This is a genomic window from Tamlana sp. 2_MG-2023, from assembly GCF_030548465.1.
Lineage (GTDB): Bacteria > Bacteroidota > Bacteroidia > Flavobacteriales > Flavobacteriaceae > Pseudotamlana.
Genome location: NZ_JAUOSF010000003.1, coordinates 196,291 through 220,060, shown reverse-complemented (window position 1 = coordinate 220,060; position 23,770 = coordinate 196,291). Strand labels below are relative to the sequence as shown.

Below are 23,770 nucleotides of genomic sequence, written 5' to 3'. Positions count from 1 at the left end.
CAGATAAAAAGATTCCCGCTTTCGCGGAAAAAAATATGAGTATTAAAAACGATTTATTTTTAAGAGCATTAAAAGGAGAAACTGTTGAACGTCCGCCAGTATGGATGATGCGTCAAGCTGGACGTTATTTACCAGAATTCATGGCCATTCGTGAGAAATATGATTTTTTTACACGTTGCCAGACTCCAGAATTAGCCAGTGAAATTACCGTACAACCCATTAGACGTTACGGAATGGATGCTGCTATTTTATTTAGTGACATTTTGGTAATTCCTCAAGCTATGAATATTGAGGTGCAAATGAAACCTAATTTCGGACCTTATTTACCAAATCCTATTCGTACTCAAAAAGATGTAGATAACGTGATCGTTCCAGATGTTAAGGACGCACTAAATTATGTTTACGAGGGTATTAAAGCCACAAAAGAATTATTAAACAATGATATTCCGTTAATTGGTTTTGCCGGATCACCTTGGACCATCTTATGTTACTGTGTACAAGGCCAAGGCAGCAAAAATTTTGATAAAGCCAAAGAGTTTTGCTTTACAAACCCAATAGCTGCACATCAATTATTACAAAAAATAACCGACACTACAATTGCTTACTTAAAAGAGAAAGTAAAAGCTGGTGTTAATGCTGTTCAAGTTTTCGATTCTTGGGGAGGCATGTTATCGCCAACCGATTATCAAGAATTTTCTTGGCAATACATCAATCAAATTATAGAAGCCTTAAAAGACGATGCGCCTGTAATTGCCTTCGGAAAAGGCTGCTGGTTTGCACTTGGCGAAATGGCAAAAAGTAATGCTTCGGCATTAGGAGTAGATTGGACCTGCTCGCCACAAAATGCACGTTACTTAACTGGTGGAAATATCACGCTACAAGGAAATTTTGACCCTGTACGTTTGTTATCGCCTCCAGCTGAAATTAAGAAAATGGTACACCAAATGATTAATGAGTTTGGTAAAGATAAATATATTGTTAATCTGGGTCACGGTATTCTACCACATATTCCGTTAGACCATGCAAAAGCGTTTATAGACGCGGTAAAAGAATATAACGCTTAAGTTTGTGAAAGATTGAAATTCTGTTTAGTTTTCAGAATTAAATTAATTGCTTTCCCAATTTTAGTTTTAAGTAAAACTATGTTAAAAAGCATAACATCAGGAATTAAAGCGTATATAGGAGCTTTTAGTTTATTATCTAAGCTAAAGCTCTGGAAATTCTTTGTTATCCCGATGTTTATTAGCGTTATTACTGCAAGCCTTATAAGCTTAACCGCTTATACATTATCCGATAACCTAGGTGAATATATCGCCAAGGTTTGGATTTGGGACTGGGGAAAAGCTGCTTTTACGGCGCTAGGAACCATTCTAGGGCTACTTATCATTATAGCCATTGGCCTGATATTATTTAAACATATTATCATGGCATTATCAGCACCGTTTATGAGTCCTGTTTCAGAAAAAATTGAAACACATTTAACAGGAAACCTAAACAAAGACAGACTAAACAGCTCATTTACAGAACTATTATGGCGAGGTATTCGAATTAATATTCGAAATTTAATTCGTGAGTTATTATTTACAATCCCTATATTGGTATTAAAATTTGTACCGATTGTAAATATATTTTCTACGATAGCCCTATTTTTTCTACAATCCTATTACGCAGGATTTGGAAATATGGACTATACTTTAGAACGTCATTATAATTATAAAAATAGCATCAATTTTGTTCGTGAAAATCGCGGACTCGCCATTGGAAACGGTATTATATTTATGCTATTTTTATTCATTCCAATCGTTGGAGTGCTATTGGTTTTACCACTTTCGGTAACAGCCGCAACAACCGAAACCATTAAGGTTTTAAAGAAGAAAAATTAACAAAATTTAGTTATATGGAACCTAAAAGTAATATTTTATCACCAATACAAAAATTCATCAAGATTGAGAGTTTTAGTGGTATCTTGCTGCTTTTCGCAGCTATTTTAGCCTTGGCTTGGGCAAACTCACCTTATTCGGCAGGTTATACAGCGCTCTGGGAATACCACTTGGGGTATAAATCGGAAAACTTCGAATTGTACAAGCCTCTTATCCTATGGATAAACGATGGGTTTATGGCTGTTTTCTTTTTCCTTATTGGTTTAGAGATTAAGCGTGAATTTTTAATTGGCGAACTTAACACAGCGAAAAAACTAGCCTTCCCACTTGTTGGAGCTGTTGGCGGAATGGTTGTTCCTGTATTGTTTTTCGTTCTTATTAACAACACGTTAAGCACACATCCTGGCGACACTCTACATGGTTGGGGGATTCCAATGGCCACAGATATTGCCTTCTCTTTAGCTATTTTAAAAGTATTAGGTGATAAAGTCCCAATTAGTTTAAAAATATTTTTAACCGCGTTTGCTATTGTAGATGATTTAGGAGCCGTAGTTGTTATTGCCCTATTCTATACAGGAACTATTAAAATGCTACTCTTAGGTGCTGCACTTGCTCTAATTGCAATCCTATACTTATTATCTTATAGAGGGTATTTTTCAAAATTTATAATGATTATTTTTGGTATCGCCATTTGGGTTTTATTCTTAAAATCTGGAGTGCACCCTACTTTGGCAGGTATATTATTAGCTTTCTCGGTACCGATTAGACAAAAAGTGGAAACGTCTCAGTTTTTATCACGGTTAGAAGAAATTACAACTAAAATTAAAGCGTCTTCAGAGTTAAAAGAGCCTATTCTTTCAGCGGAACAAATTCATGAAATTGATGAATTACAACATTGGACCAATAAATACCAATCACCATTACAACATTTAGAACATCATTTACATGATTGGGTGGCTTACTTTATCATTCCCATATTTGCACTTGCTAATTCAGGAGTGATTTTAAGTAGTAGTGAAGGCTTAGATTTCGTATTAGTATTTAATATTGCGGCTTGCTTACTATTAGGAAAAAGTATTGGTGTTTCCTTGTTTGTATTGCTTGCAGGTAAATTAAAAATAATCAACATTCCAGCCGATATCACGAAAACACAAGTTATTGGGGTTTCATTCTTAGCAGGTATAGGTTTTACAATGGCTATATTTATTGCCGGTCTTGCTTTTACAGAGCACCACATTTATGTCGATTCTGCTAAAATTGGAATTTTAATAGGCTCAACTATTTCTGGAATTATAGGATATATGATTCTTAATAAGCAAGGCAAAAAAATGCTAGCCAAAGCAGAACCAAAGCCAGAGAAAGCTCATATTACGAATTAGTTTGGAATCAAGTAGTAACTTATAAAATAATCAGAGTCCTTTAGATGAAAGATAAATTTTATCAATACATTCAAAATTTACAAGATCAAATAACTTCTAAATTAGAATCTATTGATGGTCATGCCAAATTTCAAGAAGACCTTTGGAAACGTCCTGAAGGCGGCGGCGGAAGAACCCGTGTTATCGAAAACGGTAATGTTTTTGAAAAAGGTGGTGTAAATATCTCTGGTGTACATGGTAAATTACCAAAGTCTATGCAAACCTACTTTAAGGTAGGCGATGTTGATTTTTTTGCCTGCGGATTGAGCCTTGTACTGCATCCTAAGAACCCAATGGTGCCAACAGTACATGCCAATTGGCGTTATTTTGAAATGTATGATGATGCAGGCGAAATCATTGATAGCTGGTTTGGTGGCGGTCAAGATTTAACACCCTATTATTTATTTGATGAAGATGCGATACATTTTCATCAAACATGTAAAACAGCCTGTGATAAACACGATCCTGAATTTTACCCAAACTACAAAAAACGATGCGACGAATATTTTTATAATGCGCATCGTAATGAAGGTCGAGGTATTGGTGGTTTATTTTTTGATTATTGCAAAGCAACCCAATCTAAGTCTATGGAAAACTGGTATAACTTTGTAACCGAAGTTGGAGACAGTTTTTTAGAAGCCTACGTGCCTATTGTAGAACGTAGAAAAGATTTACCATACACAACAGCACAACGTAACTGGCAGGAAATTCGCCGCGGACGCTATGTGGAGTTTAATTTAGTACATGATAAAGGCACTCTTTTCGGATTAAAAACCAACGGTCGAATAGAAAGTATCTTAATGAGTTTACCACCGCATGTACAGTGGGTTTACGACCATCATCCAGAACAAGGAAGCGATGAAGAAAAATTAATCCAAACATTACAAGAACCAAAAAAATGGATTTAAAAGTTAAATCGTTTAGCATATTAATAAACCTATTATGCTTGCCTTTTTTTGCTCAAAACAACATTCCTAACGAATCCACTCAAGACACCATTCAGAATATTGTTTATTCAGAACAAAACAACGATTACATCTATATTTATAAAAATAGAATTACAGCACGAGCATTTTTCGTTAAAACCTCTAATTCTTTAAGAATACGCGATCGTAACGATTCAAATAACGAATTTCACCTTTACCCGAATAACCAAGATAAAATTGGCGCTTCAGTAGCCTTTAGATCAATATCTGCTTCTTACTCATTTTCAACAAAATCATTAGCTGAAAATCCAGAAGATAAAGATTCTAAACTTCTTAATTTTAACCTAAGAACTTATTTTGGTAAACATTTCATGCAAACCCTAGATATATACAGTCAAGTAGGGTTTCAATTAGAAGGAACAAACTACCAACCAGCCTACTTACCTAAAACGAAATCGTTTAAAATAGGTGGATCCACTTCTTACATTTTCAACGAAAACTTTTCATATCGCGCCATTGCAACTCAAGATGAAAAACAACTAAAAAGCGCTGGAACTTTTATGCCTCGATTGGTGTACTATTTCACCAAGTATGATTTAAATTTCCCGGATATTAACTTAAGTAATGATTATAATTCTTTTGATATTGCCTTTGCGCCAGCTTATATATACAATTTCGTACCAACAAAAAATCTCTTTATTTCTGCTGGGGCTTCTGCCGGAATTGGCTTAAATTACAGTAACAATCCACATGGTGACGATGATCTCACCTCTCTGCTTACCGAGTTAGATTTTAGCGGAACCATAACCTACGACGTGAACTACCTTTACTTAGGTGCGCATTATAACTACCTTATTTTAAACCATAATACCGATAGATCATCTTACATAAAAGATGATATTCCGTACTTACAATTTTTTATTGGTTACCGCTTCAATGCGCCCAAAAAAATAGTAAACAAGGCAGATGAAATTAATAAAAAAATCGGTTTTTAATAAGATATGTCTTGCTACTGTGGCCAAATAAACACATACGAAAACTGTTGCGAACGTATTCATAAAAACATAGCAATAGCAAAAACTGCAGAAAAACTCATGCGCTCCAGATATAGCGCTTTTGTTCTCGCAAAAGGTGATTATTTAATGGAAAGTCACCACAGTAAAACACGAAAACCTAAAGAAAAAAAAGCCATTGTAGATTGGGCCAAATCGGTGCAATGGATTAAATTAGAAGTATTAGAAACCACTAAAGGACTTGAAGAAGATTCTGAAGGCACAGTGACTTTTAATGCCTATTTTTTTGAAAACGGAAACGTTGAAGTTATTCATGAAAAATCAGCATTTGTAAAAGAAAATAACCTTTGGAAATACCTTGGTCTCAGCAAATAAACAAACAACACTATGTTCCCATTACGAAGAAATAGACGATTAAGAACCAACGAAGCCATACGCTCATTAGTTCGCGAAACCATATTAACACCAAATGATTTTTTAGTACCTCTTTTTGTTGTTGAAGGCAAAGGTATTAAGGATGAAATTGCGTCAATGCCTAATTACTTTCGTTACAGCTTAGACCTTCTTGAAAATGAAGTTAAAGAACTTTGGAAACTGGGTTTAAAATCTGTTTTACTTTTCGTTAAAGTACCAGATCACCTAAAAGACAACAAAGGCACTGAAGCCTTAAACCCTAACGGATTGATGCAACGCGCCATTAAAACCGTTAAAAATGTTTGTCCGAATATGTTAGTCATGACCGATGTGGCATTAGATCCTTATTCTGCATACGGGCATGATGGGATCATCGAAAACGGACAAATTATAAACGATGCCACTGCTGAAGTTTTAGCTGAAATGAGTGTTTCTCACGCTAAAGCAGGCGCTAATTTTGTGGCACCAAGCGATATGATGGATGGTCGTATTTTAACTATGCGCGAAGCCTTAGAAGATGAAGGTTTTATAAACACAGGCATTATGAGTTACTCAGCGAAATATGCCTCTGCTTTTTATGGCCCTTTCCGTGATGCCTTAGATTCTGCTCCCGTAGATGTTAAAGACATTCCGAAAGACAAAAAAACATACCAAATGGATTATGGTAATCGCATTGAAGCCATTCGAGAAACGGAAATGGATATCGACGAAGGTGCTGATATCGTTATGGTAAAGCCAGGACTTTCTTATCTTGATATTTTAAGAGATATCAAAAACGAAGTCGATGTTCCCGTAGCAGTATATCAAGTATCTGGTGAATACGCCATGATTAAAGCCGCGGCTGAAAAAGGTTGGTTAGACCACGACCAAGTTATGATGGAAACCACAACCGCTTTTAAACGTGCCGGCGCCGATATCATTGCTAGTTACTTTGCTAAAGATGTGGTGAGAATACTTCAGGGTTAATATTAATCTTCATCACAATAATAAACATGTTATAAATTGGATTTTGTAATTTAGTATTTTACAAAATCCATTTTATGACGATACTACTTCTCTGGGCTACCATTTCTATCTTTTTTTCGTTTCTATGTTCTATTTTAGAAGCTGTTTTACTAAGCGTAACTCCTACTTTTATAAATCTTAAAAAAAGAGAGAATAAGGACTATGCGTTCACACTAGAAGCTCTTAAAAAAGATGTCGATAAACCACTTATCGCTATACTTACCCTCAATACGATTGCACATACTTTAGGAGCCATGATGGTTGGTATCGAAGCTGAAAAATTACCCTTTAAAATAGAATTCTTTGGAATAAATACCGTGGGTGTTGTTTCGGCGATCATGACATTACTCATTTTAGTAGCGTCAGAAATTATCCCGAAAACCATTGGCGCAACCTACTGGAAACAACTCGCTAATTTCACTTCAAAAGCATTAACCGTTTTAATTTTTCCTCTAAAATGGACTGGTATCTTATGGTTACTACAGCTTACAACCAAACTTATTGGGGGTAAAGGTCATGGTAGTGTACTCACTCGTGAAAGCTTTATAGATATGACAGATTTAGCCCATGAAGAAGGTGTGTTTCAAGAAAATGAAAGTAAGGTCATTAAAAACCTTTTAACTTTTAAGGAGGTTTTTGCTAAAGATGTCATGACCCCGCGAACAGTGATGAAAACTGTTGATGAAACTACCACAGTTGAAGAATTTTTTAATAAAAACTTAAACCTGCGTTTCTCTAGAATTCCCGTTTATGTTAATGATCCTGACAACATTAAAGGCTTGGTGCTTAAAGACGAAATTTTTAAAGAAATGGCTCTTGATAACGGGGATAAAAAGCTATCGGAACTTAAGCGAAACATCATCATTATCAACAGAGATTTACCCATCCCAGATTTATTTGAAAAACTAATAGATAGCCGAAACCACATGGCTTTAGTCGTGGATGAATACGGTACTGCTAGCGGTATCGTAACTATGGAAGATGTTATTGAAACACTTCTAGGTTTGGAAATTATGGATGAGAGCGATAACGTTTCAGACCTTCAGCTATTAGCCAGAAGAAGTTGGGAAGTAAGAGCCAAAAAGCTAGGAATTTTTGACGATGATGATACGAATTCTCCAAAATAAATGAAAACCTGTATCATCTCCTCACCTCTAGGATACACTCAAATTTGTGGTGATGAAAAAGGTATCGCGAAAGTGACTATACTTAATTCCGAAGAAAAAATAACCGATTCCGTTCCATTAGAGTTACAAGACTGCGTGATGCAACTCAGAGCTTATTTTAAAGGTGAACTCAAAAATTTTGATTTAAACCTTAACCCTGCAGGCACCGATTTTCAAAAAAAAGTTTGGAAGCAATTAGAACAAATCCCCTATGGAAAGAGCATATCTTACCTTGAATTGTCAAAACAATTAGGCGATGTAAAAGCCATACGTGCCGTAGCTAGTGCGAATGGAAAAAACCCGATTTGGCTTGTTGTACCTTGCCATCGTGTTATTGGTAGTGACGGTAGTTTAACAGGTTATGCAGGTGGGTTACATCGAAAACAGTGGCTATTAAATCATGAGAGTCCGAATAAGCAACAAACGCTATTCTAACTATCAACTCTTAAACACTACAGACAGAAAACATAAAATTATTCCCTATATTTATTTCAAATAAATATTTTCACATGAAATTTATTAAAATCATCCTTAAAGGATTTATTCTTATTATAATAGCTGCTATTGTACTGTTATACATTTTTGATTACAGTTATATTTTAAGAGGTGCTAAAATTGTATATTTTACGGGACACAAAACAGCCTTTATTGATGATTACCCTTATTTTGATAACGATACCATAAAAAAAGGCAACAATACCAGCCCTTGGCCAATTCATAAAAATTATAACCACACCACACCAACAGAAAAACTATCTGAAGTAAACAAAGATTGGGGAACGGTCGCATTCCTTATCATAAAAAACGATAGCATTTGGTATGAAAACTACCATGAGGATTTTAACAAAAACTCTAAAACCAACTCTTTTTCTATGGCCAAAAGTATTACTACGGCGCTCTTAGGAAAAGCGATTATGGAAGGTGATATTAAAAGTTTAGATCAACCGGTTAGCGATTACTATCCGCAATACGCTAATACCAATGTAACCGTTGGAGACTTAGCATCTATGGCCTCTGGCTTAGACTGGGTAGAGTCTTATACCAGTCCGTTTTCAGTCACCGCAAGGGCGAATTATGATGATGATTTAGCCGAAACCATATTAAACCAAAAAGTTGTTGAAGCACCAGGAAAAGCCTTTAAGTATTTAAGTGGAAACACCGAACTCTTGGGTATGGTTATAGAAAAAGCTACTGGTCAAACCCTCTCAAACTACCTATCCGAATCTTTCTGGCAACGTATGGGAGCTACCGATGATGCCTTATGGCAGGTGGACGATAGTGAACACCGTCTAGCTAAGGCGTTCTGTTGTATTTCGAGTAATGCTCGTGATTTTGCACGTTTTGGAAAACTCTATAAAGATTATGGAAAATGGGAAGGCAAGCAACTTTTAGATTCGGCTTATGTCGTGAAATCTATCACACCAAGATTTAAAGAAGGTCCTGAATACGGCTATGGTTGGTGGTTAAAAGAACAAAACAACAAAGACTTTTTTATGATGCGTGGACACCTTGGGCAGTATGTCATCGTGCAACCAGAAGATAACGTCATTATTGTGCGTTTAGGACATAGAAAATCACCTGATGATGGTAAAACTGAGGCCGTTTTCACAAATGATATTGTAACTTACATTGATGAAGCCTACAAAATGTTAGTGCATGATTAAAAAACTAAATTTAGAAAACATCCTTTTTCTGGATATTGAAACCGTTCCTGAAGTTCAGCATTTCTCAGATTTAGACGAAACAAAACAAGCCCTTTGGGAAGGCAAATCAAAATACCAAAGAAAAGAAGAGTTCTCCGCTGAAGAATTTTACGACCGTGCTGGAATTTGGGCTGAATTTGGTAAGATTGTTTGTATATCCGTAGGCTATTTCAAAATTCATAACGACTTAAGGAAGTTTAGAACAACTTCCTTTTTTGGTGATGAAATCAAAATATTGAAAGACTTTAAAAACCTACTCAATACACACTTTAACGAACCTAAACATTTACTTTGCGGACATAATGGTAAAGAATTTGACTTTCCTTATATTGCCCGACGTATGATTATTCATAATATTGAATTACCTCATAAACTAAATCTCTTTGGAAAAAAACCCTGGGAGATTCCGCATTTAGACACCTTAGAACTATGGAAATTTGGTGATTTTAAAAGCTTCACCTCTTTAAAGTTGCTCACTAATGTTTTAGGGATACCTTCGCCAAAGGATGATATTGATGGCAGTGAAGTTTACAGAGTATATTACGAAGAAAATGAAATTGATCGCATAGTTACCTATTGCGAAAAAGATACGATAGCCGTAGCTCAAATATTTTTACGTTTAAGAGGCGATGACATTTTAACCGATGATGAAATCATTCATATATAATGAGGGATAACCAAATTTTAGAAGTTAGAGATTTAAGCGTTTCATTTGGTGAAAATGAGGTGGTTCACAACATAACTTACCAACTTCACACCAATGAAGTTTTAGGTATTGTAGGCGAATCTGGATCTGGAAAATCGGTTTCTTCTCTAGCTATTTTAGGGCTGCTTCCGAAGAAAATTTCAACAATAAATACAGGTTCAATTTTATTTGAAGACTTGGATTTAGTAGAACTGTCTTCAAAATCGTTTCAAAATATTCGAGGTAATAAAATCGCTATGATTTTTCAAGAACCTATGAGTTCTTTAAATCCGTCTATGACCTGCGGAAAACAACTCTTAGAGATTCTGCTACAACATACACATGTTTCTAATAATACCGCTAAACAAGAAACTTTAGAGCTTTTTGAAAAGGTTAAACTACCAGACCCGGAACGCGTTTTTAAGGCGTATCCTCACGAAATTTCTGGTGGTCAAAAGCAACGTGTTATGATAGCTATGGCGATTGCTTGTAAACCTGATATTTTAATTGCAGATGAACCCACAACCGCACTGGATGTTACCGTACAAAACGACATCATCCACCTGTTAAAAGAATTACAAGCTCAAACGAAAATGAGCATCATTTTTATCACGCATGACTTGGCATTAATCTCTGAAATTGCCGATCGCGTTTTAGTCATGTACAAAGGTGAAATTGTAGAACAAGGCATAGTGGCTCGAATTTTTAAACATCCGGAACACAATTACACAAAAGCTTTAATTAATTCGCGTCCTTCTTTAGATTCGCGATTAAAAGTATTACCTACTATTAAAGATTTTTTAAATGACACGATTTCAAACGCAACAATTTCTGCAGAAGAACGTCAAAAAAATCATAAAAAAATATACAGTAAGCCCCCTCTACTAGAAGTTATAAACGTAGAAAAAGAATACTTTTCTAAAGCTAACCTCTTTTCTAAACCAGAAGGATTTAAAGCGGTTAACGATGTAAGCTTTAAACTTTATGAAGGCGAAACGTTAGGTTTGGTAGGTGAATCAGGCTGTGGAAAATCAACTTTAGGAAACGCCATACTACAACTCGATAAAGCCACAGCTGGAAAAATAATTTATAAGGGCGTTGATATTACCAAACTATCAAAATCTGAAACTAGAAAGCTTAGAAAGGACATTCAAATTATATTTCAAGATCCTTATTCATCTTTAAATCCAAGAATTCCAGTTGGAGAAGCCATTTTAGAACCTATGAAAGTACATAAGCTTTATAGTTCTGACGAACAACGTAAAGAAAAGGTTATTGATATTTTAAATAAAGTAGGATTGTCTGAAGATTATTTTAACCGTTATCCTCATGAATTTTCGGGAGGCCAAAGACAACGTATTGGAATTGCTAGAACGATTGCCCTTCAACCGAAACTAATTGTTTGTGACGAATCAGTTTCGGCCTTAGACATTTCTGTTCAAGCGCAAGTATTAAACTTGCTAAATTCACTTAAAAAGGACTTCGATTTTACCTATATTTTCATCTCACATGACTTAGCAGTTGTGAAATACATGTCAGATCAATTACTGGTTATGAACCAGGGTAAAATTGAAGAATTAGATGATGCGGACATCATCTATAAAACCCCTAAAAAAGAGTATACTAAAAAATTAATTCATGCGATACCAAAAGGCTTATAGCATAAATATCTTTTTTGTTAAATAACATAAGCTTTTAACAAATTCAAAAGTATCATTTACAGATGCTCTAAACTTGCTTTGGTTAGTAGGTAATTCATGTAGATTTGAGTCCATATTCATAAGTTTTTAAAATTATGATAGATTTGGGGTTTAGGTTAAATCTAAAATTGATATTCTTTTTTTGGTTGAAGCTAATATCGATAATAGATTCTATTTATCCGATAAAAAACATATAAAATCGATGAAATACATAATTTTTTAACAATTAAAAACATCCAAAAAAAAATTTATAATATTTTAGCTACAGCTCAAGTAAGCATTTCAGGTACTTCCCCTTCAATTATCAGACATCCTTCAGTAGCCTCCTTAATCGTTTCAACAGAAACACCAGGAGCACGCTCAAGTAGTTTAAACCCCTGAGTAATTACTTCTATAACAGCAAGATTAGTTACAATTTTTTTGACACAACCTACCCCCGTAAGTGGCAACGAGCATTTTTTAAGTAATTTAGAATCGCCATGTTTATTAGCGTGCATCATGGCCACAATAATATGCTCTGCACTCGATACTAAATCCATGGCGCCACCCATACCTTTAACCATGCGACCTGGAATTTTCCAATTGGCAATATCGCCGTTTTCAGCAACCTCCATAGCACCTAAAATAGTGAGATCAACATGTTGCCCACGAATCATAGAGAAACTCAATGCTGAATCGAAAAAACTAGCTCCAGGAAGGGTTGTAATGGTTTGTTTTCCTGCATTGATAATATCGGCATCTTCTTCCCCTTCAAAAGGAAAAGCCCCCATGCCTAAAACACCATTCTCACTTTGAAATTCAACTTCAATATCATCGCGAACATAATTGGCAACTAAAGTTGGAATCCCGATGCCTAAATTCACATAATACCCGTCTTTAACTTCTTTAGCGATACGCTTTGCTATTCCTATTTTATCTAACATACTAGTCGTTTATTTTTTAATTTCCGCGAAGGCGGAAATCTTCCACATTGAAACCAAAATCTAAAAGCACCCTCAGGTAGTTAACTTTAAATATTTCAACTAAAATCACCTCTACACTCTGAAGGTCTTAACTCCTTTTATCTACTTAACTTCTATACTTCTACAATCTTTCTCTCACCGTTCGTTGTTCGATACGTTTTTCATACCCTATCCCTTGAAAAACACGCTGAACAAATATTCCTGGAATATGAATTTGATTGGGATCTAAAGTACCAAGCGGCACCATTTCTTCCACCTCAGCCACTGTTATTTTAGCGGATCCACACATTACTGGGTTAAAGTTTCTAGCCGTTCCTTTAAAGATTAAGTTTCCTGCGGCATCACCTTTCCAAGCTTTCACAAAGGCAAAATCGGCTTTAAAAGCATGTTCTAAAACATACATTTTGCCATCAAATTCTCTAGTTTCTTTACCTTCGGCAACTTCGGTACCATAGCCTGCGGGTGTGTATATAGCCGGAAAACCAGCTTGCGCTGCACGACAACGCTCTGCCAATGTACCTTGAGGAATTAACTCCACATCAAGCTCTCCTGATAGCATTTGCCGCTCAAATTCGTCATTTTCACCAACATAAGAGGATATCATTTTCTTGATTTGCTTTTTTTGAAGTAGTAAGCCTAAACCAAAATCGTCTACTCCTGCATTATTAGATATACAGGTTAATCCATTGACACCAAGGCTCACCAATTCTGCAATAGCATTTTCTGGAATGCCGCAAAGTCCGAAACCACCAAGCATCAAGGTCATGTTATCTTCAATACCAACTAGTGCTTCCTGAACATTAGCTACTTTTTTATTAATCATCTTATTCTCGTTTAGTCTACCTAAATTTACGAATAATTTAATAGAGGCAGTAGCTAGTTACATACTTTTAAGTGGAGATTTAGCCGAATGTCAGGTCGAGCGCAGTCGAGATCCGATTTTTAAAACCGAAAAGTTCTCGACTGCGCTCGAACCGACAATAGTACTACATACAACATTCTCATTTTCAATTTTATCTTGAGTTTAAATTATAAGTATTTATCTACAGACCTCTATAATTTAATTATGATGTGGAACTGTTAATTTGTTTAATCGTGGTTACTCGATTGTATTTCTAAGAAAACAGGACTCCTAACATTAGCAAGTAGACAACTACAGTATTTTATCAAAGCGCTCCCACTATAAAAATTTTGTAAAATGGTGATATAGACATGATATAAATTTTTGCTTTGAAGACCCTGCAGATTTCCAAAACCTGAAGGGTCTTATCACGTCAATGATAGGAGCTACGACTGAAGCATCGTTACTTTATTATAAATTATTATATATGTGTAATCATTAAACTGAAAACTGTGACTGTGACTGTGACTGGAACTGTAATACTAGAAGAGATTCCTCGGAATGACATATTACAGACAATCATAATAATATAAAGGAAACCTAGCTCCTAGGCTTATCTAAATTTCTATCGTACATGACGATACTACCTGCAACAGAAACATTCAAACTTAACTCCGATTTAAATTTTACTAAAAAATGAGATTTTTCAATGGCATCTTTGCTTAAACCGTGGTCTTCGGCCCCTAATAAATAAACGCAGCGTCTTGGATGATGAAAGGTTTCTAAATTTTCGGCGGTATCATCCAACTCAACCCCAACTATTCGTGTTCCTTTGGGTAGATTATTAAAAAAAGCTTCAAAATTTTCATAATGAAAATACGGCATGGATTTCACAGCATTGTGTGTATCGCAAGCTTGTTTCGCATAGCGATTACCAATGGTGAAGATGAAACTAGCTCCTAAATTTTGTGCCGAACGCCACAAAACCCCTAAGTTTTCAGGTGTTTTACCGTTTTGAATGCCTATGCCAAAAAATTCATTTACAAAATTATCGTTCATTTCAAAAAGCCGTTAAAAGCTAAACAAAACGTTTTTAAAACTCTAACTCATCTATACGATCTGTATTTTGACCATCAGAGCCTTCAGATTCTGAAGTTGTAGAGCAATCGACATTAATAGACAAATCATCTGGAGCTATAAAATCTGCTTTAGAAACATCTAACTCCTTATCAGCGTAACAACTTTTCATATAAACACCCCAAATTGGTAACGCCATAGCAGCGCCTTGTCCGTAAGTAATGGTTTTAAAGTGTGCTGCACGATCTTCAGCACCCACCCAAACACCAGTTACTAAATTAGGTACCATGCCCATAAACCAACCATCACTTTGGTTTTGTGTAGTACCTGTTTTTCCCGCAATTGGGTTTGTAAATTCATAAGGATATCCAGTAATGATTTCCCTGAAATCGGCGCGGTAAGAATCACGTCCTTTCCCTCTTAATCGCGCACCAGAACCAGATTGGGTTACCCCTTCCATAAGTTTTACGGTAACATACGCCGTTTCAGCATTTAAAACATCGCGTGTTTCTGGCTTAAATTGATATAAAACAGTACCATTTTTATCCTCAATGTTTAATACCATAACTGGTTTCGTATACACACCTTGATTGGCGAAGGTTGAATAAGCCCCTACCATATCATAAACACTAATATCTGTAGTTCCTAAGGCAATGGAAGGCACCGCTGGAATTTCAGACTGAACCCCTAACTTCTTTACCAAATCAACCACGGTTTGTGGTCCAACTTTATCAATTAATTGAGCCGTAATCGTATTCACAGAATTGGCCAGAGCATCCTTTAATGTTCTTTTACCACCATATGAATCACCCGAATTTCTAGGACACCACGCCTCTGGGTTCCCGAATTTTCCAGCTTCAATACAAAACGGTGTATCTGGCAATTCATCACAAGGTGAAAAATGTAACTGATCAATAGCTGTAGCATAAACAAATGGCTTAAAAGTAGAACCTACTTGACGCCTACCTTGTTTAACCATATCATACTGGAAGTGTCTATAATTCATACCTCCAACCCATGCTTTCACATGACCCGTTTGAGGATCCATAGACATCATACCTGTTCTTAAAAACGATTTATAATAACGCATCGAATCCATAGGTTTCATTAACGTATCAACCTCGGAAGGCTTACCGTCTACCCATTTAAACACAGTCATTTTAATAGGCTTATCAAACGATTTCTCGATCTCTTCATTCGGTTTTTTCAAATCGTATTTCATATGCCTCCATCGCTCCGATTGTCTCATTGCACGACGCATTAAAGCCTTTTCCTCTTCAGGTTCTAAATCTAAGAATGGTGCTGTTGGATTTCTATCTGGTGTGTTTTGATGAAAAAATTCAGCTTGCAACCTTGGCATGTGCTGTTGTACAGCATCTTCAGCATAAGTTTGCATACGTGAATCGATAGTGGTATAAATCTTTAAACCATCATTATATAAATTCCATTTGGTACCATCAGGTTTCGGGTTATTTTTAATCCAATCCTTCATAAAACCATCTAAATAACCTCTAAAATAAGTAGCAATACCTTCGCGATGTGATTCAGGTGAGTAATTTAGATCTAATTCCGTTTTTTGAAGGGAATCTTTAACTTTTTCAGTAATGAAATCATATTTATACATTTGGGATAATACCACATTTCGACGGTTTTTTACACCAACAGGGTTACGTTCTGGTCTAGGATTATATAATGAGGAATTTTTAAACATCCCTACGAGCATTGCCGATTCCTTAACATCTAACTCCTTTGGCTCTTTATTAAAGTAGATTCTTGATGCACTACGAATACCATCGGCATTATTACCGAAATCATAAATATTAAAATACTGTGCGATAATTTCTTCTTTGGTATATTGGCGCTCTAAACGAATAGCTATAATCCATTCTTTAATTTTTTGAAGAACCCTTTCAATGACATTCTTAGAACCTTCACCATGAAATAATTGTTTTGCCAGCTGTTGTGAAACCGTACTGGCTCCTCCACTCCCTGGTTTTATAATGGCTCTAATGGTTCCGCGGGCATCTACCCCAGAATGTTCATGAAAACGGGCATCTTCGGTAGCTATTAAAGCATCTACTAATTGTTCTGGCAACTCATCGTAACTCACAGGAGTTCGGTTATCGTTAAAGTAGAATTTCCCCAAGGTTTTTCCATCTGAAGAAATAATTTCGGTAGCCAAGTTTGTTTTAGGATTTTCTAAAACCGTGTGATCGGGCATTTCCCCAAAAGCACCCCAAGATGCTAATAAAAAAAGGAGTACTACAGAAAGTAATCCTCCTAAAAACAAGATCCAAAACCAACGGATATAAGCTGAAAAATCTTGACCTTTCTTTGTTTCTTTTTTTGCTGTTGCCATGTACTATTTATTAATACATCTATAAACTACTTTGCTTTCACAAACATAGATGATGCTAACTATTTTTTAAGTTTTTTTTCCTCAATACTAAATCCAACATCTGTAATCCCTTCCAATTCCTCAACACCATTTACCATGCCGTTTTCCCGCATGGCTTGTTGAATATTAACTTCGTACTCTCCTGATTCGTTGAAAATAACCTGCTCCTTATACCACAGTTTATTTTCCTTTATATCTGAATACCCGGTACCTAGAAATTTTCCGCTAGGATCTGCCATTTTATATTCTAAAGTATCTTTTACCGTTTTACCATGCGGAAATACCATTTCTACAATTAGAAATAAATTATTATACTTATAGGCACTTGTATTCCTTAGGTTTACAAATAAATTATAAGGATTTATAGAATCGGGTGGAACTATTTTAAAGCTAACAATAGAATCTTTATGCCACTTTTTCGGCACTGATTTATACTCATCAAAATAATATTTTGAGTCACAAGACATTAAACTAAAAAAAAGTAATACTAATAGTAATAAGACTCTATTTTTCAGCATTTTTACTGTTTTGAGGTTTATTCTGATTATTGTTATTAGGTTTTCTTCTATTGTTCCTATTTCTACTCTTGTTTTGGTTAGGGTTCGGCTTATTAGCTTCTCCTCCTTCTGCCTTAGGTTTATTAGGTCTGTTAGGACGCTGTCTTGGTTTCGGCTTTGGTTTATTAGGGTCGGTATTTTTATCTACCTGAGTTTTCTTTTGATTGTTACCTCCCTGACCTTGAGCTGCATCCTTTTTCACCGGAGCTCCTCCTTTTTTACGTCTGTTATTTTTACGTTTTTTACTAGGTTTCGGACTATCAAAACGTGTTAAACTATCTTGCCCTACAACGTTCTCAAACTCTGTTTTAGTATCTTCTATAAGATCTAAAGCATATTCTTCAAGGCTTGTGATTTTTTCGCGTTTCTTATTAATTTCAATAATTTCATTGGCGTGCTCGGTAGTAATTTTGTGCCAATTCATCCATTCCCCTTCGTAGGCATACCACATATGACCTTTAAAAATATCTGTTTTTTGACAAACAGCAGTCCCTTTTTCGGTATATAATTTTATATCCGATTTTGGAAAACTTTTTAAAGCATCTAGATAAGTATCAAGCTCATAGTTTAAACAACATTTAAGCTTTCCGCATTGTCCTGCAAGTTTCTGCGGGTTTAAAGATAACTGTTGGTAACGTGCTGCCGAGGTACTTACCGAACGAAAATCGGTTAACCAAGTAGAGCAACATAATTCGCGTCCACAAGAACCAATCCCTCCAAGCCTAGCCGCTTCTTGACGGAAACCAACCTGTTTCATTTCGATACGCGTTCTAAATTCACGCGCAAAAACCTTGATTAATTCACGAAAATCGACACGATCTTCAGCGGTATAATAAAACGTCGCTTTACTAGCATCACCTTGAAATTCAATATCTGAAATTTTCATTTGTAATTTCAAATCGATAGCAAACTGGCGGGCTTTAACCTTCATGGCTTCTTCACGCTCGCGAGCGGTTTGCCAAATATCAATATCTTTCTGGCTGGCTTTTCGGTAGATTTTAAGAGTATCTTCAGGTTTGGATGATATATTTTTACGTTTCATTTGAACACGCACCAATTCCCCTGTAAGGGTAACCATACCAATATCATGACCAGCTTTCGCCTGAGTAGCCACAATATCACCTATACTTAAAGTTAAGTTTTCGCTATTCTTGTAATATTCTTTTCTACCGTTTTTATAACGTACCTCAACCCAATTAAAAGGCGCTTCGCCGCTGGGAAGCGACATATTTGAAAGCCAATCGAATACAGTTAGTTTGTTACAACTATCTGTACCACAAGTACCATTATTTTTGCAGCCTTTAGGTGAGCCGTCTTTTGTTGAGCAACTTGCGCAAGCCATATATTATATATTGAATTCGCTAATAATAAACTTATTACGAATGAAGATTTATAAATTATTTGTTTTCCGCTTTCGCGTGAAGAACACATTTTTGTTAGGATTTTGAAACTAATTTTCAAAAAACATTTGCGATGTAAAGATATGATTATTCTAAAGACTTATAAAAGAAGATTAAAATATAGTTCGCAGCGTAATAAATACGCTGCTTTTAGAAGTCTAAATTTGCTTTACAGATATGATTTTTACAGGACAGGCCTTAGCCGCATTATCGCAGTCATCGAAAATCAGTTCGTCGTTTGATTTTAGCGTAAAAAATCCTTTTTTATCCTGACTATGAAGCAAAACCGTTTTTCCGTCTTTTTTAGACATTTGGAACTGGCTTGGCGCCAACTCCACGCAGTAATTGCAGCCAATACATTTTTTACGCTGTAAGGTGATCACAACCATTAGGCTTCAACTTTGTTTTCAACAATCTTATAAAGTTTATCCGATTGACGAATTCTAAACGGTAACTTAATCGTTACCATATCGCCTTTTTTACCTTCACTTAATTTTTGATCGTTCACAAAAAATTCTTCAACCACCATTTCTTGAGCCCCTGTTGACGGTCCTGTGACTAAAATCGTATCGCCAACATTAATATTATAGGCTTCAATTTTAAACTCACCGACTTCAGCTTTTGGAAAATAATGTGTGCCTTTACCAATATACACTTTCTTTTGGGTGGCATGAGAACCAGATCCTTTACTCCATTCGCCCAGTTTCTGCCCTAAGTAATAACCACTCCAAAAGCCACGATTATAAACGGTTTCTAAAGTTTTCATCCACTCAATCACTTCTTCCTTGTTATAAGTACCGTTTTCAATACTGTCAATGGCCTCACGATAACAACGAATCACTTTGGCCACATATTCTGGTGCTCGACCACGGCCTTCAATTTTTAATACTTTAATACCGGCATCGGCCACTTCATTTAAAAAATCGATGGTACATAAATCTTTTGGAGACATAATGTACTCGTTATCGAGTTCCATTTCAAAACCAGTTTCTTGATCGACAACTGTGTATTTTTTTCTGCAATTTTGCTTGCAAGCACCACGATTGGCTGAAGAATTATCGGAATGTAAACTCAAATAACACTTCCCTGAAACGGCCATACACAAAGCACCATGACCAAAAATTTCTATTTCAACAAGTCTACCTGAAGGTCCTTTAATTTGTTCTTTTTCTATTTGCTCGGTAATCATTGTAACCTGACGCAAGCTTAACTCACGACTCAGTACCATGGTATCGGCAAACATGGCATAAAATTTAACCGTTTCAATATTGGTGATATTAATTTGAGTAGAAATATGCACTTCCATCCCCACTTCACGTGCCATAGAAATTACGGCTTGATCCATAGCGATTACCGCAGTAATATTAGCTTCCTTCGCTTTCTTGACTAAAGTTTTTACAATAGATAAATCATGATCGTAAATGATGGTATTGAGCGTTAAATAGCTTCTTACATTATTAGCTTCACAACGTTTTACGATTTCATCTAAATCATCTAAAGTAAAATTTACAGTTGCTCTGGCGCGCATATTTAATTGTTCAACACCAAAATAAACGGAATCTGCGCCATTATCTAAGGCGGCCTGTAGGGATTCGAAATTTCCTGCTGGCGCCATTAGTTCTATCTTTTGCATATCCCTACTTTTTAATTTTGTCTACTTTAAGTGTCTCAAAAATATTACGCAAATCCTTTTTATAAGGCAAGTGATCGGCGCGTCCTTTTTTGAAGATATCATTGCTATTGGCTTGTCCTTTTCGAAGGGCTTTTTGCTCTTCAAAAGGTAGGGCATGAATTTCTTTGCAATTTTCAGAACAACAATTGTTCATTTCTTCCTTACAAGTATCACATTGAATAAAAAGTAAATGACAAGCATCGTTAGCACAATTGGTATGAATATCTGCCGGGCTACCACATTGGTGACAGCAAGCGATGACATCATCACTAATTTTTTCAGCACGACGTTCATCAAAAACAAAATTCTTTCCTATGAATTTATTTTCTAGTCCATCTTCATTAATCTGTCTGGTGTATTCGATAATACCACCTTCAAGCTGAAATACATTTTTAAATCCCTTGTGTTTGAAATACGCACTGGCTTTTTCACAACGAATACCGCCTGTGCAGTACATCACCAAATTCTTATCTTCTTTATGGTCTTTTAAATCGTCTTCAATAATATCTAACGATTCTCTAAAAGTATCAACGTCGGGTGTAATGGCATTTTTAAAATGACCAATTTCACTTTCGTAATGGTTTCGCATATCAACCAAAACGGTGTTTTCGTCTTCAATTAAAGCATTAAAATCGTTGGCTGCAACGTGAACCCCTTTGTTTGTTACATCGAAGGTGTCATCATTCAACCCATCGGCAACAATTTTATTACGTACTTTTACTTTCAGCTTTAAAAAAGACATGTTGTCCTGCTCTACAGCAATATTCAAACGGATATCTTTTAAAAAATCGATGGTGTCAAGTTGTGCTTTAAATTCATTAAAACGATCGGCAGGTAACGACAACTGCCCATTTATACCTTCGGTAGCCACATAAATACGTCCTAAAACGTCTAGTTTATCCCAAACTATAAATAATTGATCACGAAACTCTTGAGGATTGCCAATTTTGGCATATTGATAAAAAGAAAGTGTTAATCGATCCTTTCCGGCTTTTTCGATTAATTCGGCTCTTTCTTTGGCACTTAATTTATTGTACAGTTGCATGCTATACTAATTTTATAAGGTTAAAGACTATTTTTTGAAGCTGCAAAGGTACGATTTTCTATGAGACTCTTCCTTTTTCGAATAAAAAAAGCACTTAAACCGAAGCTTAAGTGCCTAAAATTGAGTTAGTCACTCTAATTGCACTATTTCATAGCAATAAAATAATTTCTTATTTATAATGAAGATGCATGAAACTTAAAAAGGTTGCGTATTCCTCTGTTATTTTTGCATTCAAATAAAATTTACGAATCTAATTTCTATGAATTTATGTTGAAAACTATTATTGTGTTATGCCAAAACTTATAGTATTTTAGCCTTCCAATTTTTAGTAAAAAAACAAAGCCATGAGCAGCGAAAAAGAAGCGAAATTAAAAGCACTAAAGCTTACATTAGACAAATTAGATAAGGCCTACGGAAAGGGAACAGTAATGAAAATGAGCGATTCTGCCATTGTAGATGTCGAAGCCATTCCTTCTGGTTCATTAGGTTTAGATATTGCTTTAGGCGTTGGCGGATATCCTCGCGGAAGAGTTATTGAAATTTACGGTCCGGAATCATCGGGTAAAACCACTTTAACTTTACACGCTATTGCGGAAGCTCAAAAAGCTGGAGGTATTGCTGCATTTATTGATGCCGAGCATGCTTTTGATCGTTTTTATGCTGAAAAATTAGGCGTTGATATTGACAATTTAATTATTTCACAACCAGATAACGGCGAGCAAGCTTTAGAAATTGCCGATAATTTAATCCGTTCTGGTGCTATTGATATCGTAGTAATTGATTCTGTTGCTGCCTTAACACCAAAAAGTGAGATTGAAGGTGAAATGGGAGACTCTAAAATGGGGCTTCACGCGCGCTTAATGTCACAAGCCTTAAGAAAATTAACAGGTTCTATTAGTAAAACCAAGTGTACGGTAATATTCATTAACCAATTACGTGAAAAAATTGGTGTAATGTTTGGAAACCCAGAAACAACTACTGGTGGTAACGCCTTAAAATTCTATGCTTCGGTAAGATTAGATATTAGACGTTCTACACAAATTAAAGAAACTAACGGTGATGTTGCTGGTAACAAAACCAGAGTAAAAGTGGTTAAAAATAAAGTAGCACCTCCTTTTAAAACTGCTGAATTCGACATTATGTACGGTGAAGGCGTTTCTAAAGTTGGAGAGATTTTAGATTTAGCTGTAGAACACGAAATCGTTAAAAAGAGTGGTTCTTGGTTTAGCTACGAAGAAACGAAACTCGGTCAAGGTCGAGATGCTGTTAAAGCATTAATAAAAGATAATCCGGAACTTATGGAAGAACTTGAAGCTAAGGTTCGAAAAATAGTTTCTGAAATGTAAAACCAATTAAATTGGTATAATACTTTAAAATCCCGTTAATTCGGGATTTTTTTTGCTAGTTACGCAACCTTTTCAATTTATAGGCATCTACATAGAAATATGTATAACCCATAAATTAAAAATAGTCATGAAAAGATTAATAGCACTTTTTATAACACTAGCCTTATTTGTATCATGTAGCACCGATGATGAAGGTGTTGCCTTCGGATCGGCTATTCTACCTGTTGATAGCGTAGATATTCCAGCAGAATTTGAACGCGGTGAAACCTATCAAATCGAAGTCTTCTATTACCAGCCAACAACATGCTATGAGTACTACAACTTCTATTATAGAAAAGATGATAACATACGTACCGTAGCCCCAAATAACCTCGTGTTTGATTATAATAATTGCGAACCAACAGAAGATATCCTTGTGAGTAATATTTTGAATTTTACAGCCACTACTGAAGATTCATATATATTCAAATTCTGGCAAGGTGAAGATGAAGATGGAGAAAATGTATACCTTGAAATTGAAGTTCCTGTTGTAGATACACCATAACTATTATTTAGTAACTTT

Annotated in this window: 23 protein-coding genes; 14 read left to right on the top strand and 9 right to left on the bottom strand. The window is 35.6% G+C overall.

All coding sequences use genetic code 11. The features are described from left to right. Positions 1-35: 35 nt before the first annotated feature. The 12 genes from hemE to Q4566_RS06305 all read left to right on the top strand — a co-directional run bounded on the left by hemE (position 36) and on the right by Q4566_RS06305 (position 11,871). Positions 36-1,064, top strand: coding sequence for a uroporphyrinogen decarboxylase (hemE, locus tag Q4566_RS06360; RefSeq protein ID WP_216066579.1), 1,029 nt, complete (start codon positions 36-38; stop codon positions 1,062-1,064). Between the two features lie 78 nt (positions 1,065-1,142). Further along, complete coding sequence (locus Q4566_RS06355) at positions 1,143-1,883, top strand: EI24 domain-containing protein (RefSeq protein ID WP_303419749.1); 741 nt, start codon at positions 1,143-1,145, stop codon at positions 1,881-1,883. A gap of 14 nt (positions 1,884-1,897) precedes the next feature. Then, a complete protein-coding gene (gene nhaA / locus Q4566_RS06350) occupies positions 1,898-3,259 on the top strand; it encodes a Na+/H+ antiporter NhaA (protein ID WP_303419747.1) in 1,362 nt (453 codons plus the stop codon). 44 nt (positions 3,260-3,303) lie between these two features. After that, positions 3,304-4,206, top strand: coding sequence for an oxygen-dependent coproporphyrinogen oxidase (gene hemF / locus Q4566_RS06345; protein ID WP_303419745.1), 903 nt, complete (start codon positions 3,304-3,306; stop codon positions 4,204-4,206). Then, a complete protein-coding gene (locus Q4566_RS06340) occupies positions 4,197-5,219 on the top strand; it encodes a DUF4421 family protein (protein WP_303419743.1) in 1,023 nt (340 codons plus the stop codon). The genes hemF and Q4566_RS06340 overlap by 10 nt, the downstream gene beginning before the upstream one ends. A gap of 6 nt (positions 5,220-5,225) precedes the next feature. Beyond that, positions 5,226-5,612 (top strand): YchJ family protein, encoded by a 387-nt coding sequence (locus tag Q4566_RS06335; protein WP_303419741.1) that lies wholly within the window; start codon positions 5,226-5,228, stop codon positions 5,610-5,612. A 12-nt stretch (positions 5,613-5,624) separates the two neighbouring features. Then, positions 5,625-6,617, top strand: coding sequence for a porphobilinogen synthase (gene hemB, locus Q4566_RS06330; protein ID WP_303419739.1), 993 nt, complete (start codon positions 5,625-5,627; stop codon positions 6,615-6,617). A gap of 74 nt (positions 6,618-6,691) precedes the next feature. Beyond that, positions 6,692-7,783, top strand: a complete 1,092-nt coding sequence (locus Q4566_RS06325) for a CNNM domain-containing protein (RefSeq protein ID WP_303419737.1) — start codon at positions 6,692-6,694, stop codon at positions 7,781-7,783. Further along, a complete protein-coding gene (locus Q4566_RS06320; RefSeq protein ID WP_303419735.1) occupies positions 7,784-8,257 on the top strand; it encodes a methylated-DNA--[protein]-cysteine S-methyltransferase in 474 nt (157 codons plus the stop codon). It begins immediately after the preceding gene. 74 nt (positions 8,258-8,331) lie between these two features. Next, the gene (locus Q4566_RS06315; RefSeq protein WP_303419733.1) at positions 8,332-9,486 is read left to right on the top strand and encodes a serine hydrolase; all 1,155 of its coding nucleotides are present in this window, start codon (positions 8,332-8,334) and stop codon (positions 9,484-9,486) included. After that, complete coding sequence (locus Q4566_RS06310) at positions 9,479-10,192, top strand: 3'-5' exonuclease (protein WP_303419731.1); 714 nt, start codon at positions 9,479-9,481, stop codon at positions 10,190-10,192. Before Q4566_RS06315 ends, Q4566_RS06310 begins: the two co-directional genes overlap by 8 nt. Then, positions 10,192-11,871, top strand: coding sequence for an ABC transporter ATP-binding protein (locus tag Q4566_RS06305; RefSeq protein WP_303419729.1), 1,680 nt, complete (start codon positions 10,192-10,194; stop codon positions 11,869-11,871). Before Q4566_RS06310 ends, Q4566_RS06305 begins: the two co-directional genes overlap by 1 nt. Before the next feature lie 308 nt (positions 11,872-12,179). On the opposite strand, the gene Q4566_RS06300 is transcribed toward Q4566_RS06305, so the two are convergent. The 9 genes from Q4566_RS06300 to Q4566_RS06260 form a co-directional block, all read right to left on the bottom strand. After that, entirely contained in the window at positions 12,180-12,833 is a 654-nt protein-coding gene (locus Q4566_RS06300; protein ID WP_303419727.1) for a 3-oxoacid CoA-transferase subunit B, read from the bottom strand. Positions 12,834-12,993: 160 nt separating this feature from the next. Further along, the gene (locus Q4566_RS06295; protein WP_303419725.1) at positions 12,994-13,695 is read right to left on the bottom strand and encodes a CoA transferase subunit A; all 702 of its coding nucleotides are present in this window, start codon (positions 13,693-13,695) and stop codon (positions 12,994-12,996) included. Between the two features lie 618 nt (positions 13,696-14,313). Beyond that, on the bottom strand, positions 14,314-14,772 hold the full coding sequence (locus tag Q4566_RS06290; protein WP_303419724.1) for an RNA methyltransferase: 459 nt from the start codon (positions 14,770-14,772) through the stop codon (positions 14,314-14,316). Between the two features lie 34 nt (positions 14,773-14,806). Next, positions 14,807-17,149 carry a transglycosylase domain-containing protein gene (locus tag Q4566_RS06285; RefSeq protein ID WP_303419722.1) on the bottom strand — a complete coding sequence of 781 codons (2,343 nt, stop codon included), beginning with the start codon at positions 17,147-17,149 and terminating at the stop codon, positions 14,807-14,809. Between the two features lie 59 nt (positions 17,150-17,208). Then, positions 17,209-17,706: a gliding motility lipoprotein GldH gene (locus Q4566_RS06280; RefSeq protein WP_303419720.1), complete on the bottom strand. Its 498-nt coding sequence runs from the start codon at positions 17,704-17,706 to the stop codon at positions 17,209-17,211. Then, complete coding sequence (locus Q4566_RS06275) at positions 17,693-19,087, bottom strand: regulatory iron-sulfur-containing complex subunit RicT (protein WP_303419719.1); 1,395 nt, start codon at positions 19,085-19,087, stop codon at positions 17,693-17,695. The genes Q4566_RS06280 and Q4566_RS06275 overlap by 14 nt, the downstream gene beginning before the upstream one ends. Before the next feature lie 216 nt (positions 19,088-19,303). Then, a complete protein-coding gene (locus tag Q4566_RS06270; RefSeq protein WP_303419717.1) occupies positions 19,304-19,534 on the bottom strand; it encodes a ferredoxin in 231 nt (76 codons plus the stop codon). Then, positions 19,534-20,778 carry a peptidase U32 family protein gene (locus tag Q4566_RS06265; protein ID WP_303419715.1) on the bottom strand — a complete coding sequence of 415 codons (1,245 nt, stop codon included), beginning with the start codon at positions 20,776-20,778 and terminating at the stop codon, positions 19,534-19,536. The genes Q4566_RS06270 and Q4566_RS06265 overlap by 1 nt, the downstream gene beginning before the upstream one ends. A 4-nt stretch (positions 20,779-20,782) precedes the next feature. Then, the gene (locus tag Q4566_RS06260) at positions 20,783-21,862 is read right to left on the bottom strand and encodes a rhodanese-related sulfurtransferase (RefSeq protein WP_303419713.1); all 1,080 of its coding nucleotides are present in this window, start codon (positions 21,860-21,862) and stop codon (positions 20,783-20,785) included. Positions 21,863-22,206: 344 nt separating this feature from the next. Between Q4566_RS06260 and recA the strand changes: the two genes are divergently transcribed. Together recA and Q4566_RS06250 are read left to right on the top strand one after the other, a co-directional pair. Continuing rightward, the gene (gene recA / locus Q4566_RS06255; RefSeq protein ID WP_216066554.1) at positions 22,207-23,208 is read left to right on the top strand and encodes a recombinase RecA; all 1,002 of its coding nucleotides are present in this window, start codon (positions 22,207-22,209) and stop codon (positions 23,206-23,208) included. Positions 23,209-23,335: 127 nt separating this feature from the next. Continuing rightward, complete coding sequence (locus Q4566_RS06250) at positions 23,336-23,752, top strand: hypothetical protein (RefSeq protein WP_303419710.1); 417 nt, start codon at positions 23,336-23,338, stop codon at positions 23,750-23,752. The last annotated feature ends 18 nt before the right edge of the window (positions 23,753-23,770 follow it).